Annotated in this window: 18 protein-coding genes; 7 read left to right on the top strand and 11 right to left on the bottom strand. The window is 43.1% G+C overall.

Annotated elements, in window-relative coordinates; all coding sequences use genetic code 11:
* Positions 1 to 209: 209 nt before the first annotated feature.
* The gene (locus ACX6CI_RS21325) at positions 210 to 821 is read left to right on the top strand and encodes an NAD(P)H-dependent oxidoreductase (protein WP_458775665.1); all 612 of its coding nucleotides are present in this window, start codon (positions 210 to 212) and stop codon (positions 819 to 821) included.
* A complete protein-coding gene (locus ACX6CI_RS21320) occupies positions 818 to 2,701 on the top strand; it encodes a monovalent cation:proton antiporter-2 (CPA2) family protein (protein ID WP_458775664.1) in 1,884 nt (627 codons plus the stop codon). The genes ACX6CI_RS21325 and ACX6CI_RS21320 overlap by 4 nt, the downstream gene beginning before the upstream one ends.
* Positions 2,702 to 2,764: 63 nt before the next feature.
* Here ACX6CI_RS21320 and ACX6CI_RS21315 read toward each other — a convergent pair whose 3' ends face one another.
* On the bottom strand, positions 2,765 to 3,148 hold the full coding sequence (locus ACX6CI_RS21315; RefSeq protein WP_458775663.1) for a response regulator: 384 nt from the start codon (positions 3,146 to 3,148) through the stop codon (positions 2,765 to 2,767).
* Between the two features lie 93 nt (positions 3,149 to 3,241).
* Positions 3,242 to 3,439 carry an FIST N-terminal domain-containing protein gene (locus ACX6CI_RS21310; RefSeq protein ID WP_458775662.1) on the bottom strand — a complete coding sequence of 66 codons (198 nt, stop codon included), beginning with the start codon at positions 3,437 to 3,439 and terminating at the stop codon, positions 3,242 to 3,244.
* Between the two features lie 145 nt (positions 3,440 to 3,584).
* Between ACX6CI_RS21310 and ACX6CI_RS21305 the strand changes: the two genes are divergently transcribed.
* Positions 3,585 to 6,200 carry a response regulator gene (locus ACX6CI_RS21305; RefSeq protein ID WP_458775661.1) on the top strand — a complete coding sequence of 872 codons (2,616 nt, stop codon included), beginning with the start codon at positions 3,585 to 3,587 and terminating at the stop codon, positions 6,198 to 6,200.
* 70 nt (positions 6,201 to 6,270) lie between these two features.
* On the opposite strand, the gene ACX6CI_RS21300 is transcribed toward ACX6CI_RS21305, so the two are convergent.
* From ACX6CI_RS21300 to ACX6CI_RS21280, 5 genes are all read right to left on the bottom strand, one after another.
* Entirely contained in the window at positions 6,271 to 7,299 is a 1,029-nt protein-coding gene (locus ACX6CI_RS21300) for an ethylbenzene dehydrogenase-related protein (RefSeq protein WP_458775660.1), read from the bottom strand.
* Between the two features lie 156 nt (positions 7,300 to 7,455).
* Positions 7,456 to 8,106, bottom strand: coding sequence for a winged helix-turn-helix domain-containing protein (locus ACX6CI_RS21295; protein WP_458775659.1), 651 nt, complete (start codon positions 8,104 to 8,106; stop codon positions 7,456 to 7,458).
* Positions 8,099 to 9,487, bottom strand: coding sequence for a sensor histidine kinase (locus ACX6CI_RS21290; RefSeq protein WP_458775658.1), 1,389 nt, complete (start codon positions 9,485 to 9,487; stop codon positions 8,099 to 8,101). Before ACX6CI_RS21290 ends, ACX6CI_RS21295 begins: the two co-directional genes overlap by 8 nt.
* Before the next feature lie 227 nt (positions 9,488 to 9,714).
* Positions 9,715 to 9,927, bottom strand: coding sequence for a hypothetical protein (locus ACX6CI_RS21285; protein WP_458775657.1), 213 nt, complete (start codon positions 9,925 to 9,927; stop codon positions 9,715 to 9,717).
* A complete protein-coding gene (locus ACX6CI_RS21280) occupies positions 9,917 to 10,279 on the bottom strand; it encodes a HesB/IscA family protein (protein WP_458775656.1) in 363 nt (120 codons plus the stop codon). The genes ACX6CI_RS21285 and ACX6CI_RS21280 overlap by 11 nt, the downstream gene beginning before the upstream one ends.
* Before the next feature lie 342 nt (positions 10,280 to 10,621).
* Here ACX6CI_RS21280 and ACX6CI_RS21275 point away from each other — a divergent pair, with 342 nt between their 5' ends.
* Together ACX6CI_RS21275 and ACX6CI_RS21270 are read left to right on the top strand one after the other, a co-directional pair.
* A complete protein-coding gene (locus tag ACX6CI_RS21275; protein WP_458775655.1) occupies positions 10,622 to 11,587 on the top strand; it encodes a 4Fe-4S dicluster domain-containing protein in 966 nt (321 codons plus the stop codon).
* Positions 11,587 to 12,225 (top strand): cytochrome b/b6 domain-containing protein, encoded by a 639-nt coding sequence (locus ACX6CI_RS21270; protein WP_458775654.1) that lies wholly within the window; start codon positions 11,587 to 11,589, stop codon positions 12,223 to 12,225. The genes ACX6CI_RS21275 and ACX6CI_RS21270 overlap by 1 nt, the downstream gene beginning before the upstream one ends.
* Positions 12,226 to 12,489: 264 nt before the next feature.
* Here ACX6CI_RS21270 and ACX6CI_RS21265 read toward each other — a convergent pair whose 3' ends face one another.
* The 4 genes from ACX6CI_RS21265 to ACX6CI_RS21250 form a co-directional block, all read right to left on the bottom strand.
* Positions 12,490 to 14,208, bottom strand: a complete 1,719-nt coding sequence (locus ACX6CI_RS21265; RefSeq protein WP_458775653.1) for a sensor domain-containing diguanylate cyclase — start codon at positions 14,206 to 14,208, stop codon at positions 12,490 to 12,492.
* Positions 14,209 to 14,470: 262 nt separating this feature from the next.
* On the bottom strand, positions 14,471 to 14,887 hold the full coding sequence (locus ACX6CI_RS21260; protein ID WP_458775652.1) for a hypothetical protein: 417 nt from the start codon (positions 14,885 to 14,887) through the stop codon (positions 14,471 to 14,473).
* A 65-nt stretch (positions 14,888 to 14,952) separates the two neighbouring features.
* Positions 14,953 to 16,587: a sulfatase family protein gene (locus ACX6CI_RS21255; RefSeq protein WP_458775651.1), complete on the bottom strand. Its 1,635-nt coding sequence runs from the start codon at positions 16,585 to 16,587 to the stop codon at positions 14,953 to 14,955.
* Complete coding sequence (locus tag ACX6CI_RS21250) at positions 16,562 to 17,392, bottom strand: VanZ family protein (RefSeq protein WP_458775650.1); 831 nt, start codon at positions 17,390 to 17,392, stop codon at positions 16,562 to 16,564. The genes ACX6CI_RS21255 and ACX6CI_RS21250 overlap by 26 nt, the downstream gene beginning before the upstream one ends.
* A 443-nt stretch (positions 17,393 to 17,835) precedes the next feature.
* Here ACX6CI_RS21250 and ACX6CI_RS21245 point away from each other — a divergent pair, with 443 nt between their 5' ends.
* Both ACX6CI_RS21245 and ACX6CI_RS21240 read left to right on the top strand, forming a co-directional pair.
* On the top strand, positions 17,836 to 18,240 hold the full coding sequence (locus ACX6CI_RS21245) for a hypothetical protein (protein ID WP_458775649.1): 405 nt from the start codon (positions 17,836 to 17,838) through the stop codon (positions 18,238 to 18,240).
* A 33-nt stretch (positions 18,241 to 18,273) separates the two neighbouring features.
* Complete coding sequence (locus ACX6CI_RS21240; protein ID WP_458775648.1) at positions 18,274 to 18,903, top strand: DUF6515 family protein; 630 nt, start codon at positions 18,274 to 18,276, stop codon at positions 18,901 to 18,903.
* Positions 18,904 to 18,933 lie beyond the last annotated feature (30 nt).

Here is an 18,933-nt window from a genome sequence, read left to right as displayed (position 1 = left end):
TCAACAGCAATGAATAGCGTACTGAACTATCAATAGCTCATCCTATGTAATAATCACTACTGGCAAGCACACAATAGTTTCCCTTAAAAGGAGGATAGATTCCCAAGGGCCACTCTTTAATTCACTTGCATTATTTCGTTTATTAAGCAATTACATCTTCTATCTATACGCAGAAACAACCACCCATAAAACGACTCCAATGGTCTGATATGAAAAAAATCCTCATCATTTTCGCCCACCCTGTCTTTGTCAGGTCTAAAATAAATGCAGCCATGCATAAGGCGGTTGCCACCCTTGAACATGTGACCTTCCATGATCTCTATAGTTGTTACCCTAACTTCTTAATAGATGTCGAACACGAGCAGCGCCTGTGCACCGACCATGATGTTATAGTTTTTCAACATCCGTTTTATTGGTATTCCACTCCTTCTATTATGAAGGAATGGCAGGATCTTGTGCTGCAGCATAACTGGGCATATGGGTCAAAAGGTAATTTTCTTAAAGATAAGTACTTCCTCCAGGCCCTTACTGCAGGGGCAACGGATGAGGCATACCAGCATAGCGGGGAAAAACGAACAACCATTCCAGAACTGCTTGCTCCATTTCAAGCTATGGCAAGGTTATGCCAGATGAAATGGCTTCCTCCGTTTGCAGTGCTTGGTGTCCAGCGCGGCATGCCGGAAAATCAAATACAAAGCTACGCCGAAACATATCGCAGAGCTATCATTAGCCTGGGTGATACCGATACCAACTTGTCCGCCCTTGAAAACGCCGACAACCTCTGTGATTTTTTCAGCCTTGACCAATCAAAGGAGATATGATGGAACACTTTCTTCTCCAACTGTTCATATTTTTAACTGCCGCATCAATTGCAGTCCCCCTTGCCAAGAAGTTTGGTCTCGGTTCTGTCCTGGGTTATCTGGTCGGAGGAATTGTCATCGGCCCATACGGTTTGTCACTGATTGGCGAAGTTAAAGAAGTGATGCATTTCACTGAGTTTGGCGTAGTAATGATGCTGTTTCTTGTGGGTCTTGAACTCAGGCCCTCTCTGCTCTGGCAGATGCGATTACCAATCCTTGGAATGGGGGGAGGCCAGGTCATTTCGACCAGCATCCTCTTGTCTCTTATTGGTGGAATCTACCTACCGTGGCAGCAGGCAGTGGCTGTTGGAATGATCCTGGCACTCTCTTCCACCGCAATTGTGCTACAAACCATGCGGGAAAAAGGGTTGATGAACAGTGAGGCGGGCAAATCCGTTTTTTCAGTACTGCTCTTTCAGGATCTTGCAGTTATTCCAATCCTTGCCATTCTACCCCTGCTGGCCCTGGAAACGAGTCATGGACTGGAACAGCACAGCACAGCAATGTTCGATATCACAACCCTTCCCGGCTACCTGCGGGTTATTATCACTTTTTCTGCCATCGTTTTCGTATTTTTTATCGGTAAATATGCAAGCAGACCTATATTTAGGACCATTGCCAAAACCAGGGTTCGAGAGGTATTTGTTGCGGCAGCCTTAGCCATGGTAGTTGGAATATCACTACTTATGACCATGGTCGGGTTATCCCCAGCTCTAGGAACCTTTCTAGCAGGTGTTGTTCTGGCGGACAGCGAATATCGACATGAACTGGAAAGCGATATAGAACCATTCAAAGGCTTACTGCTCGGTATATTTTTTATATCCATTGGAGCCAGTCTAAATTTTATGCTCATTGGTGATAACCTCCTGTTGATCGGCACCCTTGTTCTTGGACTCATAGTTCTCAAAGGTCTGATCCTTCTTATAATCGGTTTTATATTCAAAATTGAAAAACGATCCAGATATCTATTTGCCACAGCTCTGGCTCAGGGAGGAGAGTTTGCCTTTGTTCTGTTTCAAGTTGCCAAGACCCATGGAACACTATCCAGTGAAGTCATTGATCCACTGGTATCAGCTGTTGCAATATCCATGTTTTTAACGCCAATCCTCTTTATCGCCCACGACGCAATCAGTGCAAAATTCGCGACAAACGATGAACTGGCCAAGCCGGACGACCAGATCGACCACACCGGACATAAGGTTATTTTAGCAGGCTTTGGCAGACTTGGAACTGACCTTGGCAGACTCCTTATATCCGCAGGCATCAAACCGGTAATCATTGATAATGATGCAGCTAATGTTGACGTATTACGACGGTTTGGCTTTGAGGTGTATTATGGAGATATGACCCGCGTGGATTTGCTGGAAGCTGCAGGAGCTGAAGAAGCTAAGCTTATCGTTGTGACGGTGGGTGATGCTGAAAAAGTAGCAACACTGATTGATCTCACCAAAAAACATTATCCCCATTTAAAGATCGCCGCAAGTGCCACTGATCGAGGATCTGTATATGACCTTATGGACGAAGGCATTACCACAATACGAAGGGAGACCTTTGACAGCGCTCTGGCCCTTGGCCAGGACGTGCTTGAATTACTTGGTTTAAACCCATATGAGGCGTATAAACGAACCCGCCTATTTAAAAAGAAGGATGAGGAGATCCTTCCTGATCTCTACCAAATTCATCGCCACGAGGACGAGTCTGTCTATGTCTCCAAATATCAAAAACATAACGACGACCTGAGTGATCTCTTAAAATTTGACGAACATACAAATTTCCAGGAGATTGATCTGGCCTGGGCCGGGGTAAGAGAAGAAGATGTAGTAGACGAAGAGCTTGCCTGATTGAGGTAAACATCTGTCCCCAAGGGTTCTGGAGATCATATGATTAACTCATTATTTCAAACGTTACGCTACACTGTTTGGAAGGACGGTTCTCACACACTTTTTTGTCACCCAACGAATAACCTCAACAAAGAGATCACCGGGGGCGATCGGTTTTGAGATATGACCATTCATACCGGCTCTAAGGGAACGTACCTTATCTTCTTTCATGGCATTTGCCGTCATGGCCAAGATGGGTAAATCTTTATATTGAGGATTTTCACGAATTTTTGCTGTTGCTGTATACCCGTCCATCTCATGGATTTGGATATCCATAAGTATACAGAAAAAATCATTTTCCTTTATTATCTCGAATGCCTCTAGACCATTACTTGCAGCAGTCATCAAACACCCTGCCTGCCTGAGTATCCCTTGTGCTACTTTTTGGTTTATTTCGTTATCTTCCACAAGTAGAATCTACCCCCCGACTAATACCTCAATACCATTAATTATATTGAGTGAATCTTTCTGTAACATATTAATATTACTTACATAGTCATACTATTCTGGATTGAGATTTGTTCCAAGAGCCAGGTAGGCCATCCCAATTATTGCGTTCATGGGAGACCCGATCTCTCCTACCGTTGTGCGCCCGACAACAGGGCATAAAAATTCCTTATTAATCGCATCCGCTATCTTTTCAAGATCATATTGCACTGAACAAAAAAAAAACCAGTAAATATTTATTTCCTTAACCATTACCTGCATCAGGGTCTATAATATTGGTACAAACGACTTAAACCTGAGTTTCTCAGCTTCTAGTCAATTTTAAAACTGAGCTAAGACGTTTGACATAACAACATATTACAAATCGATCTCATTCTATTTGTTCGACCAGTATCAAATGAAACTAATCCAAACTATACATACTGCGTTCATCTCCGCCACCCGCTCAGACAGGCTTTCCAAGCTCGAGAGTATCCGCTTTCAGTACTACTCTCTGTTTTTGATGTTTGGTATCCCTTTGATGGTTATTTTCAGTCTCATTAATATAATAAGCAGGAGTTACCTGGTCTCCGTGCTGGCAACACTCTCTGCCTTTGCACTCGCTTCCGGCTGGTTATTTATTAAATACAGCAGGAAAGGCGTTATAGTTTATCGAATAAATTCGGGAATTTACCTTTTAATGCTGTGCTATCTGCTGATATACGGTGGGCATGGAGGGTCAAAAGTTTTATGGATATACACATTCCCCCTTGTCTCATTTTTTCTCTTCGGTAAAGGTGAAGGTACAATCTGGAGCGCTGTCACCATAACTATCCTTTCTGTGCTCCTCTATTATCCGGATCATATTATCAATATCTACCCCTACCATAGTGAATTCAAAATCAGACTGATTGCATCCTATGCCACTGTAACCGGGATAGCATTTTGGCTGGAACATCTTCGCTACCACTACAGCACAAGCCTGGAAGACAAGAACAAGGCACTCAATGATGAAATTGTAGAACGAAAGAAAATTGAAAAACAGCACCAACAGCTTATGCTTGAAGTTCAAGCCGCCAACCAGGCAAAAAGTGAATTTATCGCCAACATGAGTCATGAGATACGCACCCCGCTTAACGGTGTAATCGGCATGACATCAATGTTACTCGACACCAAACTGGATAAGAGTCAACAGCATTATGCCAACACTCTCCGCAACAGCGGAGAATTTTTGCTCACTATTATCAATGACATTCTTGATGTATCAAAAATTGAAGCGGGTAAATTTGAACTCAATATCCGCCCCTTTAAACTGCGCGAAATGCTAGACCGGTTTGTGGATATCGTCACCCGAAAAATTTACAAAAACAATGTTGAACTCGTTGTCTGGGCTGAGCCAACCATCCCATCGTGCCTTTCCGGGGACGTCGACAGACTGCAACAGATCCTGCTCAACCTTACCAGTAATGCTCTAAAATTTACCCCTGAGGGCAATGTTACAGTTAAGGTAAGCAGGCATGATGAAACCCAGTCTCACATAACACTACGTTTTTCCGTGAAGGATACTGGTATCGGAATAGCCCAGGATGATCAATCCAAACTCTTCCACAGCTACAGCCAAATTGACACTCCCACTACACGAGAATACTGCGGCACCGGGTTAGGCCTTAATATTTCAAAACAGTTATGTCATCAAATGGGAGGCAGCATCGGCGTTAACAGCTCTATTGGGAAGGGTTCTGAATTTTGGTTCATTACCCGATTTGAAAAAGATCTCCAGGAAATTGATGACGAGATCTCATCACCTCCTCTCCATGGGAAATCCACCTTAGTTGCAACTGAAAATGATATCCGCGGGGAAATGATTGAGGCATATTTGACCCACTGGGGAGCCTCTGTACAAAGAGCATCTTCTCCTGAGATATTGCTACAAAACCTCAGAGAGACTGCAGATAGAGAGAAACCGATCCTGCTCATTATTGACCAGACATACATTGAGGCATCTTCTGCAAACTTTTTTGAGCAATTGCTGGAATTAATTAACATAGAAAAACAGCAGTTAATTCTTCTTCAAGAGGAAAACGAGCCTATTCAGAATGTTTCAGAGACTGACTTCAAACATATTTTTATAATCAATAAGCCAATCAGATATTGGGAATTGAAAAGTCTCTGCTCTAACCGTAAGATTTTGTATACAGAAGTAACTTCTTCTGTCCCAGCGCCTACGCAAACTTCCCCAAAAAAACTTTCCTGGGATAAGTACAACATCTTACTTGCAGAGGATAATCCAATAAACACAGAGGTTTTACTGGGTTTACTCAACAAAATTGGCCTTGCAAATGTTGATACCGTTGAGAATGGCATTGAAGTCCTCTCTGCCCTTGAAAAAAAGACCTACCAGCTCATTCTCATGGATATATCCATGCCAAAAATGAATGGAATCACAGCAACTGAGAAGATCAGAAACGACACTTTCACAGCTAACTCGAACCAGATTCCTATTATTGCCCTTACCGCCCACGCCATAGCCGGGGATAGAGAAAAATGTCTGAAGGCCGGAATGAACGACTATCTGACAAAACCTGTTAATCCAGAAGACTTACTCTATAAGCTGGAGATCTGGCTGCAAACATCCAACGGTAAGACCACTGAAACAAACGAGGCAAGCATGACACCCCAGAGTACAACGCACTTTGAAGACCTGACCCAGTTTGACTACAATGCACTTTTAAATCGAATGCTTGGGGATGAAGAACTGGTACGAGGCGTCCTCAAACTGTCTTTCACAGAAGTACCAGAGCAACTGGAACAGCTTTCTGAAAGTATCAATGCACGTGATTATGAAAACTCAGGTAAACGTGCCCATAAACTCGCCGGTGGTCTAGCCAACCTCGCAATGAACAGGATGCATGCCATGGCCAAAGAAATTCAGCACCAATGTAAAGATCAGAATCTAGAGCGAATAGAAGAGCTTTTATCTCTGCTGAACAGCGAATTTGAAGAGGTTCAACATACTGTTTCACAACTCTCGTAATAAAAAAGGCAGATCTCACCTTTATGGAGAGACCTGCCTTAATGTTGCTTTAATTCAGGTTTAATTGAAATTATTTAAACTTCAACTCAAGTGTCTCAGTATGATAAAGATGGTTGATTTGTGAGTTGTCAAACACTGCTATACCAAAGGGGTAGCTCTTTGACTTGTCGGTGAATTGGACATCCTGAGTTTCAACGTTTTCACCTTCAGTTATAAGATGCCGGACGACTTCCAGAGTCCATACACCATCTTTGTATTCATTGCGTGACAAAATATCTGCCCTGCCACCCATCATTGGAGATATTGTGATACCGGGAACGACATCGCCAGCCTCATAGGTATCTACAAAGGGAACCCTTTTGGACGGAATCACGTAGTACATTTCATCTGCTGTGGGCTTAAGGTTCATGAATGCAGGGCCGGACTTATCAGCGTTATCATTATTTTTGTAACCACCTTTTCCCGTGTCACCCTTTCTTCCCCAGCCCTTATTCTTTTTGGGATCCGTATTGTTGTCCACATACTGATCATCCCACATGCCCATTGGCAGAGAGCGTACATACTTCGCATGCCACATATCAATGGTTTGGTCAGCAGAATCTGTATATTTACGACCTGCTGAACTATCGCCTGGCTCATCAAGGTGGCAGGCAATCATACAACCGTCTGTGTCAAATCCTTTGGTACTGATATCCCAAAACATCGCGAACTTATCTTCATAATAGGTATTGTCGTGGCCCGTATCATCTTTGTTAGCCATCTTTTTCCAGCTACCATCTTCCTGCTTAATCCATGGAAAACGTTCCAAACTTTTACTTGAATCCTTATAGGTAATGAGAAAATAAATACTGTTCTCATCATAGAGTGACTTGATGGTTACATCAGTCTTTTGCATACCGGTATAACCGTTATTTGGTTCATACGGCAGTTCATCGACCGTAACCGTAATACCTTTTGCTGCACTCCAGGCCTTGTCAGCCATACCATCAAGAACAATCGCACTGTCCGCTTTTGTGCTAATGAGCGTCTGATCTGCAGCCATTGCCGAACCAGTGAGCACTACCAACCCTGTCAATGTAAGAATTCCTAAGTTTTTCATGAGCCTCTCCAATTGAAGATTTATAAAGATTCTTAAGTTCTTAAACCATTGCTACATTGTAGGATCTCAGGCGAAAAATCTCTAGATAAAGCTTACTCACAGACAGGGCAGTTCTGTGAAATAAACTTCACAAACCAGACCTATACATTTGATCTGTCATAGAATTTGTTTTGACAGAACAGACAGACAACCAACCATTTTTTCTCCTTGAGGAGTGAGATTGTACAATTTGTCCCGATCATGGGAAACCAGGCTATTCGTTTTGAGATTTTTCAAATGAAAATTCATCTTTGTGTGATCACCGATGTGCAGATGGCGGGTAATATCCATGAATTTCATCCCGCCCTTACTGGAAAGTAAGGTTAAAATATTTCTTCTAATCTTATTGGACAAACAGGCCAAGGCATCATCCATATCAAGACCAGCCATTTGCTGTTCAAATTTTAATTCTTCAAGGCCTCGGCGGACCATGACGAGCAGATCCTCTCTTTTAAAGGGTTTTTCTAAATAGTCATCGGCACCACTTTTCATTGCATTTACTGCATTTTCAACAGTGGAGAATGCTGTGATCATAACAATTTTAATCTGTGGATGTTCTTTTTTCAAAATCGGAATAAAGGCCATACCACCCATACCAGGCATCATGTTATCCACGATAGCCAGGGAGGGGATTGGCTCATCAGTCCCCTGTAACGCTGCCTCTGCAGTTTCGAAAACACTCACTATAAAACCGTTATCTTCAAGAATCTCACTGATACTCTCCCTTAGATCCCTGTCATCATCGATTACCCAAATATGTTCACTCATAATTTGCCACCACTGGTAATGTAATGGTTACAACTGCACCACCGAGTTCGCTGCTCACAAGGGTAATATCCCCCTTGTGCTGCTTTATAATATTATAGCACACAGATAACCCAAGCCCCGTGCCCCTGCCAACCTCCTTGGTCGTGAAAAACGGGTCAAAGACCTGGTTTATATGAGCCGGATGTATGCCATGACCTGTATCTGTAATCTCCACCACTATATCATTTGCTCGTCTGGAGGTTTCGACGTCGATCAGATCTTCCTCCTCACAGGCATCAAGACTATTCATCAAAACGTTAATAAAGACCTCTTGAAGCTTATATGGAATACCACTGATATCTGGCACTTGTCCCAGACGCAGTTTGATTATAGAACCAAGTTTCTGACTTTTTATAAGAAGAATACTGGACTTGATCATTTCATTAATATTTACAGCCTCAAAGGTGACGTCACTCTCCCTTGAAAAATGTAGTAACTCTTTGGCAATGGAGGACGCCCTCACAATATTGCGATCAATTGAGTCCAGCTTTCGATCTATCTTTTCCTCTCCCCCGACCAGATCTTTTAGCATTTCAAGATTGAGGAATACATTGGAAAGAGGGTTGTTGATTTCGTGCGCGATGCCTGCCGCCAATATTCCCATGGAAGTCAGTTTTTCAGATTGTGCAAAGCGCTGTAATTGTTCATCAACCAGTTTTCTCTGTTCAAGACTAAACACAGAGAGAGCATTTATGGTGAAAAACATGATAAGAAAAGCACTCCCTCCTCTGACCATGATGATGGTGATATCAACTACGGGGATGACATACCCTGAAGGAAGTAGCCCTGTAAATATGGCGTAGAAAACCATAAAAACACCAGCGAAAATAAAATTCACAGCTACTTTTTTAGAAAAAGCTAGAACCGTTCTGGAATAGGCAATAAGACCAACTCCAGCCAAAAGACCACCTGGGAAAGCAACCATCCTCCGGACATTAAAATCTGTTCCAACACGAACATCATAATAGAGTGCTACAGATAGTAAAATGAGAACCAGGCAACCAATAACAGACTTAGTCACCGTAGGCGTCGTCTCAAGAATCTGATCTCCATAAAACGATATCAAATTGAGAAATATTCCAAAGTACAACAGAAAAAGAAAAGAGAGACCGACCAACAACAAACGGAACATGGAAAAAACTGGAGAAACGATACCAGGTATAATTTGTTCAAGCAGCTCAAACCATTCATGAAATCCATGGGTAATGCCAAAAAAAGCCAACAACCAGAGTATTCTGGCAATGCCCAGTTCACTCTGACGAATATCCCGTGACAAGATAGCAACCCCTAGGGTGAAGAAGGCCAGACCATACAACAAATAGAGTATGAAATTCCAAGCCACACATTCCCCCAAGGTCAAAGGTGCACAACAACTTACAGTTTCATTTTATGTTACCTGTACAAGTCACTATAAGAATTAAATTCAATTTTTGGTTAATACCCAGGATTTATCTGTAACATACAGGACACTCACTGCTTGAAGAAACTATTTCGTTGCATGCAACAAGGCACCTACGGCAAATGCTGCAGGTGCCTTAAAAAAAATAAAAAACAGATATTTCCGCAAATTCATGAACTATTTTTTAAGCGTTCTATCAAGGTAAACGCTAAAGCGGCCTGTTCATTTCTACTGAGCCCCTGCTCTATTTGTTGTAGGTGATATTCTATTTTTTTTGACGATTCAGTATCATCAGTACGTAAACGATTGGCTTCCTGCATCTGTTCTTCATTAATACAAAAGACCGACTTGCCACCGAGTAGTGGAATTGGATTAGCAATCACAGCTCGTCCCTCCTTGCTCAATGGTTGGATATCCTGCCAGAGTAAAACTTGCACCACAACCACAGGAGGACTCGTTGCTCTCGTTCCGAAAACGATACCCCACCGAAATCAGATCCGATGAATAGTCGATTTCTAGTCCGTCAAGATACTGAAGACTTTCACTATCTGAAACGACCCTCACCTCATCATCCTGATAGGCAATGGTTTCACCCTCCCACATGAGTTCTGCAATCTCCGCCTCATATGTCATACCTGCACATCCGCCGATTTTAACAAGAATTCTGACAAAGGCATCACCGTTGAGCCCTTGTTGTTTTAGCATCTTGCGTGCTTTATCTGAAATTGTAATCATTCTATATTATTCCCATTATGGGTTTTGCATATTGTTATTCTCGCGTACTGATCTGGCAGTACTCTCTCAATCTGACAAGCAGATTCACACATACTATAGATATTGCTCAAAAGAAATAAAGAGGCTCCCGCAACTATTGCTTGAGTCAAGGGCTACTATCTCACTGTAGTACTGGTTTTTTTGTTCTATTTTAAATCTATAACGCCCTTGAGTCACTACAACCATACACCCTTACATATTGAACTGCGCCAACCGCATCAATTTAATTTTTTAATTAAATTTGATTTTCTCATCTTTTGCTGTAAAGTAGTGCTCTATTCACATAACAGGAGGAGCATAACCGTGAAGATAAACCGAAGGACATTTATTACCGGAACCGGTGCTGCGGGAGCCCTTGCTATACTGCCAAAAAGCAATGTTCAGGCAGCAATTACAGATGACTCCTATGCCACCCTAATAGATCTTGAAAAATGTGATGGCTGTAGCGCCTTTGATACACCACGCTGTGTTGCAGCCTGCCGGCTGGAAAGAAGTTCCTCCTTTCCAAATCCTGCAAAAGAAGAACTCAGAGACTACTGGCCACAGAAAAAGCATGAAGACTGGTCAGGCAAAAAGCAGATCTCAGACCAGTTCACACCATATAACTGGATTTTTCTCCAAAAAGTGACCGTTGGTGACAGGGAAATCTCAATTCCCAGGCGCTGCATGCATTGTGATAACCCACCTTGCGCAAAGCTGTGCCCTTTTGGTGTTAAACATAAGACGGCAGAAGGACCTGTATACATTGACCACGATCTCTGTTTTGGTGGTGCAAAATGCAGAACAGTCTGCCCTTGGCACGTCCCACAACGCCAAGCCGGCGTAGGAATATATACACTTTGGCAACGATTTTTACCTGTTGGTGGGGGCGTTATGTATAAATGTGATCTTTGCCGCGATCGACTTGCCGGGGGCGAGAAACCACACTGTATTGAGGCCTGCCCGAAACAGGCCATGATCATAGGACGACGGGATGAAATATTCGCCCAAGCCGAGGAACTCAAATCACAATATAATGGCCACATTTTTGGCAAAGATGAAAACGGCGGAACATCGACACTCTATGTTTCCCCTGTACCCTTTGATGACATCGAACAGGCATTGATGGCCCAGCCTCAAGAGAAAGGCAAAAAGAAGCTTCGCTTCAGCGTATCTGAAAACATACTGGAAAAGCAAAGAAACTGGGCACTGCTCAGTCTTGTGGCTCCAATCGTAGGTATCATAGCAGCACTGGGCCTTGCAGGTAATAGCAGCGAAGAGGATAAATAATGACAAAGGTACGCAGACACTCCCTTACTGTAAGAATGAGCCACTGGATTATTGCATTTTCCGGTATTGTTCTACTTTTCTCCGGTTTTATGCAGCTCCCCATGGGCAAGAGATATAACATAGTCAAAATTCCAGGACTGTCATGGGCCGGAAACTTTGAACTCACTCTTTTCATCCACTACATTGGGGCCGCAATATTTACGGCAGCTCTATTCTTCCATCTCACCTATCATCTCAGGCGAAAAGAATTTGCAATTATGCCGAAATCAGGAGATTTAGGTAATGCTATTCGTGGATTTCTTGCGATGTTCGGTCTTGGAGAAGAACCTCTCCACGGAAAATTTCAAGCCAAACAGCGGGTTATCTATGCCATCATTGGTTCGACCAGCCTTGTCTTGGTCATAACAGGTTTAATTAAATCATTTAAGAACTTAGGCCCAATTGTTCTAGACCCGATGTTGCTTCAGATAGTCGCCTTTACCCACACCATTGCGGGTATGTTTTTTATGATACTTTTTCTAGCTCACGTTGCAGCCTTGATGCTTAAGAACCATCGCCCCATGATTGCCTCAATGATAACCGGAATGATGGATAAAGAACACGCACGCAAACATCATCCTGACTGGAATGTGGACTAACCAACATAACATTTTGCTATCATTTCGCTGCTTGGAGACGGCTTCCCATCGTGGTCTTTTGCAAAGTCCTTATATATTTTTCAGGTCATATTCAGTGAATAATTCATTTTTAGTACCTTACTCCAGAAAAGCTGTCATAAAAAATAAGAAAACTGGAGGACCTTTTTAACATTGCGAACTTAAAATTACTTCCAGATAAGTGAACGCAGTGAGTCCTTCGAGGTACTTATCCCGTTTATCGGGGTTAGAATACACCGATCACTCTCAGACCATAACACTTTGATTCCGTCCATTTTCTTTGGCCTTATAGAGCGCCTTATCTACACGGTTCAGTAAATCATCTCCATCTTCAGGCAGTACATAACTGCTGACCCCAAAACTGCAGGTTATCATCAACGTACCGGCAAAACGTGTCTCGGCAATAATTTTCCTTAGTTTTTCGGCAAACAGCAAGGCGTCTTCCTTCTCCACTCCTGGAACAAGAACCGTAAATTCCTCGCCTCCCCAGCGGGCAAGCAAATCATTTTTGCGAATCTGTTCTTGCACCAGACCAGCCATTTCCTGCAAGACTATATCCCCTGTAAGATGACCATGGGTATCGTTTATCAGTTTAAAGCGATCAATATCGAATAAAATCAATGAGAGTGGACTCTGGTAACGATTGGCACGCGCTATTTCCATGGAAAAATGCTGATTAAAATATCCACGATTATAGATTCTTGTCAGCACATCAGTATTACTTTTGATCTCTAGAGCCTTATTGAGTTCCTCAAGGCTTGCAAGATGTTCCTGCTGAGTACATTTATAACTGGTAAAAATCTCCTGTAATTGCTGCGCGTAATAATACGCAACAATAAGTGCAACAACCACTGCAACTAAGAAGATGGTGCAGAGTAAGACGATATCATCTTTTACTTTTGTCCGAAGCTCTTCTTTTTTGGCAACAATTACAGCGTCCAAATGATCCAGATATACCCCTCTCGCAACGACCCACTTCCAATCCGGGTAATATTTGAAATATGCCATTTTACGACCTACTCCCGAACCATCCGGTTTTTTGTACCAGTAGATGCTTTCAGCTTCTCCCTTTTCCCGGATTCCTTTGAGAAACTCTTTTCTGAACTGTTTCCCCTTAATATCTGCATAACTGTCTGATATCTTTTTCCCCACAAGTTCAGGCCGATTACTATTCACAACCATGGTGGCAAAGTTATCTCCACCATCCAAATTGTGTATTTCGTAGAGAAAGAAATAATCGTTAGTCACAGCAAAACTTGATTCAAGATCTTTAGTGATGGTCTTCCTGGCAATCTCATCGAGATTGCCATAGTATTCCCCAGTAGCAATAACCCAATCCAATTGTTGAAAATAGGAGAAGTATGAAACTTTAGGATAAAGTTTTTTATCTTTATTTCCAGGTTTTACCCAGTCATAATGATAAAAACCGTGCTTTTGTTCTTTAGCCAGACGAATAATATTACGTGCTACATCAGGGTTTGTCCCAGTGTCATCTAAAAGAAAGTTCTTTCCCTCAATCCCCATGATTGCAGGGTATAAGATTGCATCACCTTTCATTGAAAGGATAAAGAAATACCCAGCCTTTTCATAAAAACGGACCGGACGTATCGCTTCTTTTATTGTATCGGCAATTTCTTCCCTACTCAGTTTCCTCTCAAGAGTGTGGTACATATTCGTTGCCATACTCTGCACTTCAGAAACTTTATTACTGAGTTCATGTTCAAGACGTTTTCCCATGCTATGGCGTAGGGAATCGATCCGAGCTACCTGCTGCGACACATCTTCTTCTAACTGTTCTCTCTGCTCACGAGTGAGTTCTTGTTCTAGAGTTACAAGATCACTTTTAAGGGAAAAAAATTCTTTGGCGATAAGCAGCCCACCGGTTGTAAAAGTGAGTAGTAAAACCATCACAATCGCGTAGATAAAACTTGTAGTGGCAATGTTCTCTTCGCGTATATATCGCATAGTGCTCTACTCTCCCAATAGACACAGTGGAGTCCTCTAGTACAGATTCTTACTTCAAATAATTGTATACCCGTAATTACAGTATAGCAACTTCAAGGTACATTGAAAAATTGGATATTTCGTTAAAGATCAAGGCATTTGTAAATTTTACCAGAGACATATACCCGATATTCCGGGGATATAGTTGTGCAAATAACAGTGATATTGAAGAAAAGACTACACTTGCCGATCGCCTTTGGTCAGAACAGCCTTGGGATTTGCCCTACTTACCCCATTTTCGTCCCTGGTGTTTACCAAAAAAACGATAATGATCACGAGGGCCCAATAAGCCCAGAGCGCCCTCCCTTCCCCAAATTGAAGATCCAGCAACATCCGGATTCCGCCGCCAGTACAACTCAGCTAACTCCTTTTCCAGAACCATATCATCAGGTCTCATAACACGTGCATATATTCGACCCTCCCGTCGACCATGATGTTTATAATGATCAGCAGGCCCCTGTATCCCCAGCCGACTATCCTCCCCCCAAAACGAATCATTTCTCACATCGGGGTACCTGAGCCAATAATCCATGGCTAAAATACGCTGCTCCTGCAGGTCAGGAGCAAGTGTATCATACACCGAATTAAGATACTTCCGCTGCATCTGAAGGTCATGGTCAATAACCGGGGACTTGGACATATTGAGCAACCATAGCCCTGCACTCAAACTGCATACCAAGATAGCCGACAATAGCCTCAATCGTTTCATGGTTGAGGCTCCAATATCAACCAGTCGCTCCAACCGCCTTGGCCATCCCGCCTCACCCGAACTTGTAGAGGACTTGCAGGAACTATCCAGGTGTTCCAATATCTTTTACTGAGGCGACCAAAATCTTTCTTTATTCCACGAATCTCAAGCTGGCCATCGAGGGTCGACTCTCCTTTTCCCACCTTATATTGCAAGATATAATCAGCGTCATCATCCCCCTGCCACTGCAGGTATATTCCACCCTCAAAATCCTCATAGACATACTGACCACTTTTCTCAGGAAACACCCATTGTGGTCCACCACGAACTGTTGCCCCAAGACCATCATTACGAGGAACAATACGTGGATCAACACGACGCTGGTGGGCCGTAGCGATCTTTTGCTTAAGCGCATTTTGCAATCTAGACATAGTCTCAGGATGCTGTAAAGCAAGATTATACTGTTCCCTAGGATCATCTTTTAGATTATATAAGCGCCTCTCTTCTTTGCCATTTGATTCAATGCGCCACAGAAGTTTCCAACCATCATCAAGCATTCCATACTCATAGTACTGAATATTGTCTGGATCTTTTTCTCTGAAGCCGCCACCAGAGGTCATACCATACCAACTTGGTTTTACAGAAGAATTGAAAAAATCACGCCCCTGTAACATTTCCGGCAGAGAAATATCGAGTAATGAAAACAGAGTCACCATAACATCCATATGATTGCTCTGTTGAAAGGTTGCAGTATAACGTTGCTTTCGCAGTTTTTCAGGCAACCAGAAAAATAGAGGAACTCGAACAATCTCTTCGTGCAGATGTCCACCTCCATTGGTAGAGGCGTGGCCAACATTGCCTCGCTCGCCATGCTCATCCCCATGGTCTGCAGTAACTATTAAAACAGTCCTCGTACTCAGACCACTCTTTCTGAAAAACTCCCAAAAATCTGCAAACCAGTCATCAAATTCCCGCACATTTGCCTCGTGCAGTGCATGGATAGCCTCTAGGTCTTCTGGTTGAAATGTTACACTTCCCACGGGAATATTAGTCCTATGAATAGCGGTATTCACCCTCTCCAATGCTTCGTTGTTATCCATAATCGAGCTCATATCCACGTGGTACTCCCTCCCCGGCCTATAGGGCAGATGGGTATGGATATAGTGCTCCCATAAAAAAAATGGCTCTCCATCCAGGCCACGCTCGGTCAGCCAGAAAATAGGATCACTACCGACATCGCTGGTATCAAGGCCTAAATTTCCATAGAGATCCATAGTCATAAACCCTTGCAGCCCTGCAACTCTGTAGCCCCTTTGGTTCAATATTTTAAGTGGTAGCTCGAGATTTTCATCTACAGATTGCCCTCTGGTATGAACTCCTGTCTCAAATGGCGACAAACCACTCAATAAAGAGATCATATTTGTACCCGTCCAACCACTTACCGCCCTGTGATTTAATGAACGATACCCGTCTTCCAAAGCCTGCAGCAGGTTCGGAGTCGTATCACTCCCCACCATATCCTGACGCAGGCTCTCAACAGTCAACAAGATAACGCTTATCTGGTTAACTTTGCGATACTGCTCCATTCCCTCTTGCACAAGCAGAGAAAAAAGGACCAGCGCTGCGCTAATGAAAAATATACGACGAACCATTTATCACTACCGGGTAGATAAGAAAAAGGAAAACAATACAGTTCACAACAGTGCAACCATATTTCAGTGGCCCCTTAATTTCTGATGAATACAAAGCCCAAAGTACAACACTTCCAGAAAGAGGCAGTAGTAGCCAGTATGGGATGAGTTCTTGCCGATACGCCATAAGAGGAAAGACAAATGCAATAACAGAGAAACACAGCCAGACAAGATAGGCTGAGGCTATCGTTAAATCATTACGCTCAACAGTCTTCTGATCATTTTTTTCAGGCCGGAGAAAAAGCGACCCACCGTGCCAGATAAGTCCCCCTCCCAACGCCGCACAAGCATTCACAATCATATCTCTAAGACCATAGGTCCGGGAGGGATGAAGGCCTTGGAGCAACTCATCATGGAGCCCAAACATTATCGTTGCCAGAACAGAGAAAAACAGCAGTAGTCGACCTTGGAGATGGTACGACATAGTATAGCGTACCAGGCAAACCAGAATCATATACTCTATGACGTGAACCCTCTTAACAGGAAACTGACCGTCAGGCAGGGTAAGAGCGAAGATACAGCCAAACCCACCAGCCCAAACCATGGGCCAATGTACCTTACATGTCGTTACTCTTCTTCTGGAGTAATACAGGAAAACCGTAACAACAAAGAGTAGAACAGCTGTTACAGGAAGCAGTTTTATGACAGATGCTGGTAAGAGATTATCTGCAAGGGCCCAGACACCATACAGGTTTACAAAAAAAAGAACCAGAAATCCACAGAGACAATAGAGAAATATTTGAAACGAGACACTCTCTTTTTGCATAGATTTCTGACCGTTTTAATGAACACAACCATGGGTAACATTGCCCCAACTGGACAAATATAAATTAAGCATCAACAAGGTAGTCGACATTACAACACAGTCTTCTTATTGAAACCAAGAAGAATGGAAATTGTCAATTTTTAACTACACCCTACCTTCGTGCCTGGATTATTCCTACATCCAAACAAGCTCTACACCTCTGCAAAACGCACTGCTATCATTTCGTATTACAACATCTCCCCATGAAGCAGCGGATAAAGGATTTCTTTCACATTTCCTCCTCAATTTTTTTGTAGCTTCTCCAATGAAGCGTATGACTAAGTAGTGATAAGGTGGGCTGTGAAATTCTCTCTGCTATAAGCCTACTCATCACGTTCTCCGCCTTCCGTATCGGTTGTCTGATACAACACATTATACATACAAAGAATTGAGGAGACTCTACTGTGGAAGTTAAGAAACAAATGAAAACTGGTTGTATTTTGGCACTATTATGCTGCTTTCCTCTGTTCGGTTGTGCCACAGATGACAGCTACACCTCTGAAAGCCAACAGAGCGTACAGGGAATGGGACAACAGGGAGGAGGCGGAGGCATGGGGCGCGGAGGTGGTGGCGGAATGGGCGGCGGAAAAGGAGGTCAACAAGGGCCACCCAATAGACAAGATGAGGACAACGACCCAACCAGTTCTCTTCCTGATGAAGCATTCACAGCTTGTGTCGATAAGCAGGCTGGAGAATATGTTTATTTAAAGCTACCGGATGGTAAAGAACTCAAAGCTACATGCCAGGTGATTGACGAGCACATGGTTGCGCTACCTGAGCAAACAAAGAAATCAGGGCCTCCCAGATAACTTTCCACCACAGCCTTTAGGAGAAACATTATAATGGTCACCGTACAACATAAAAAATACAGCCGATTTATAGTCATAGCCGTAAGCTCATTTGTATTATCGATAACCTGTTTAGTCAGCCCGGTTATGGCAACACCCGGATATCCCGGCGGCCGAGGCCCAGGACCTAGATTAGGGTTCGGCCCAGGACCCGGATTGTATACCATGGTAAGCGTTGGGGCCATGGCGTATTTTTTCATGGACGGTCTTTTCTACAGACAGGGCCCAAAAGGTTATATTGTTGCCCCGGCGCCGGTTGGGGCAGTAATAACAGCACTTCCACCCGCTGCATATATGGTCACCATTGACGGACAGCCTTTTTACAGCTGCTCAGGGATTTTTTATAAACAAGTTCCCCAGGGTTATATAGTCGTCTCACAACCGGTTAAACACATCAGCCCTGAAGTCGCAATCGGACAGGAGCTATTGGTTACAGCTCAATTATTAAATATTCGCTTAGGCCCTGGTCTCAACTACAGCACAGTTGGACAGCTTAAAAAACATGATATTATCCGGGTGGAAGCTGTAAGTGAGGGCTGGGTCCTTATTCGTCTGAGTGACGACACGACTGGCTGGATCAAGACAGAATATACCGCAGCAATTGATTCAGATGTTAAAGGATAATCTTACAATTAAGGCGCAATCTTTCAATAT

This window comes from Desulforhopalus glucosivorans (assembly GCF_054397165.1).
The sequence above is the reverse complement of the archived record's forward strand: the minus strand, read 5'-3'. Positions and strand labels throughout refer to the sequence as shown.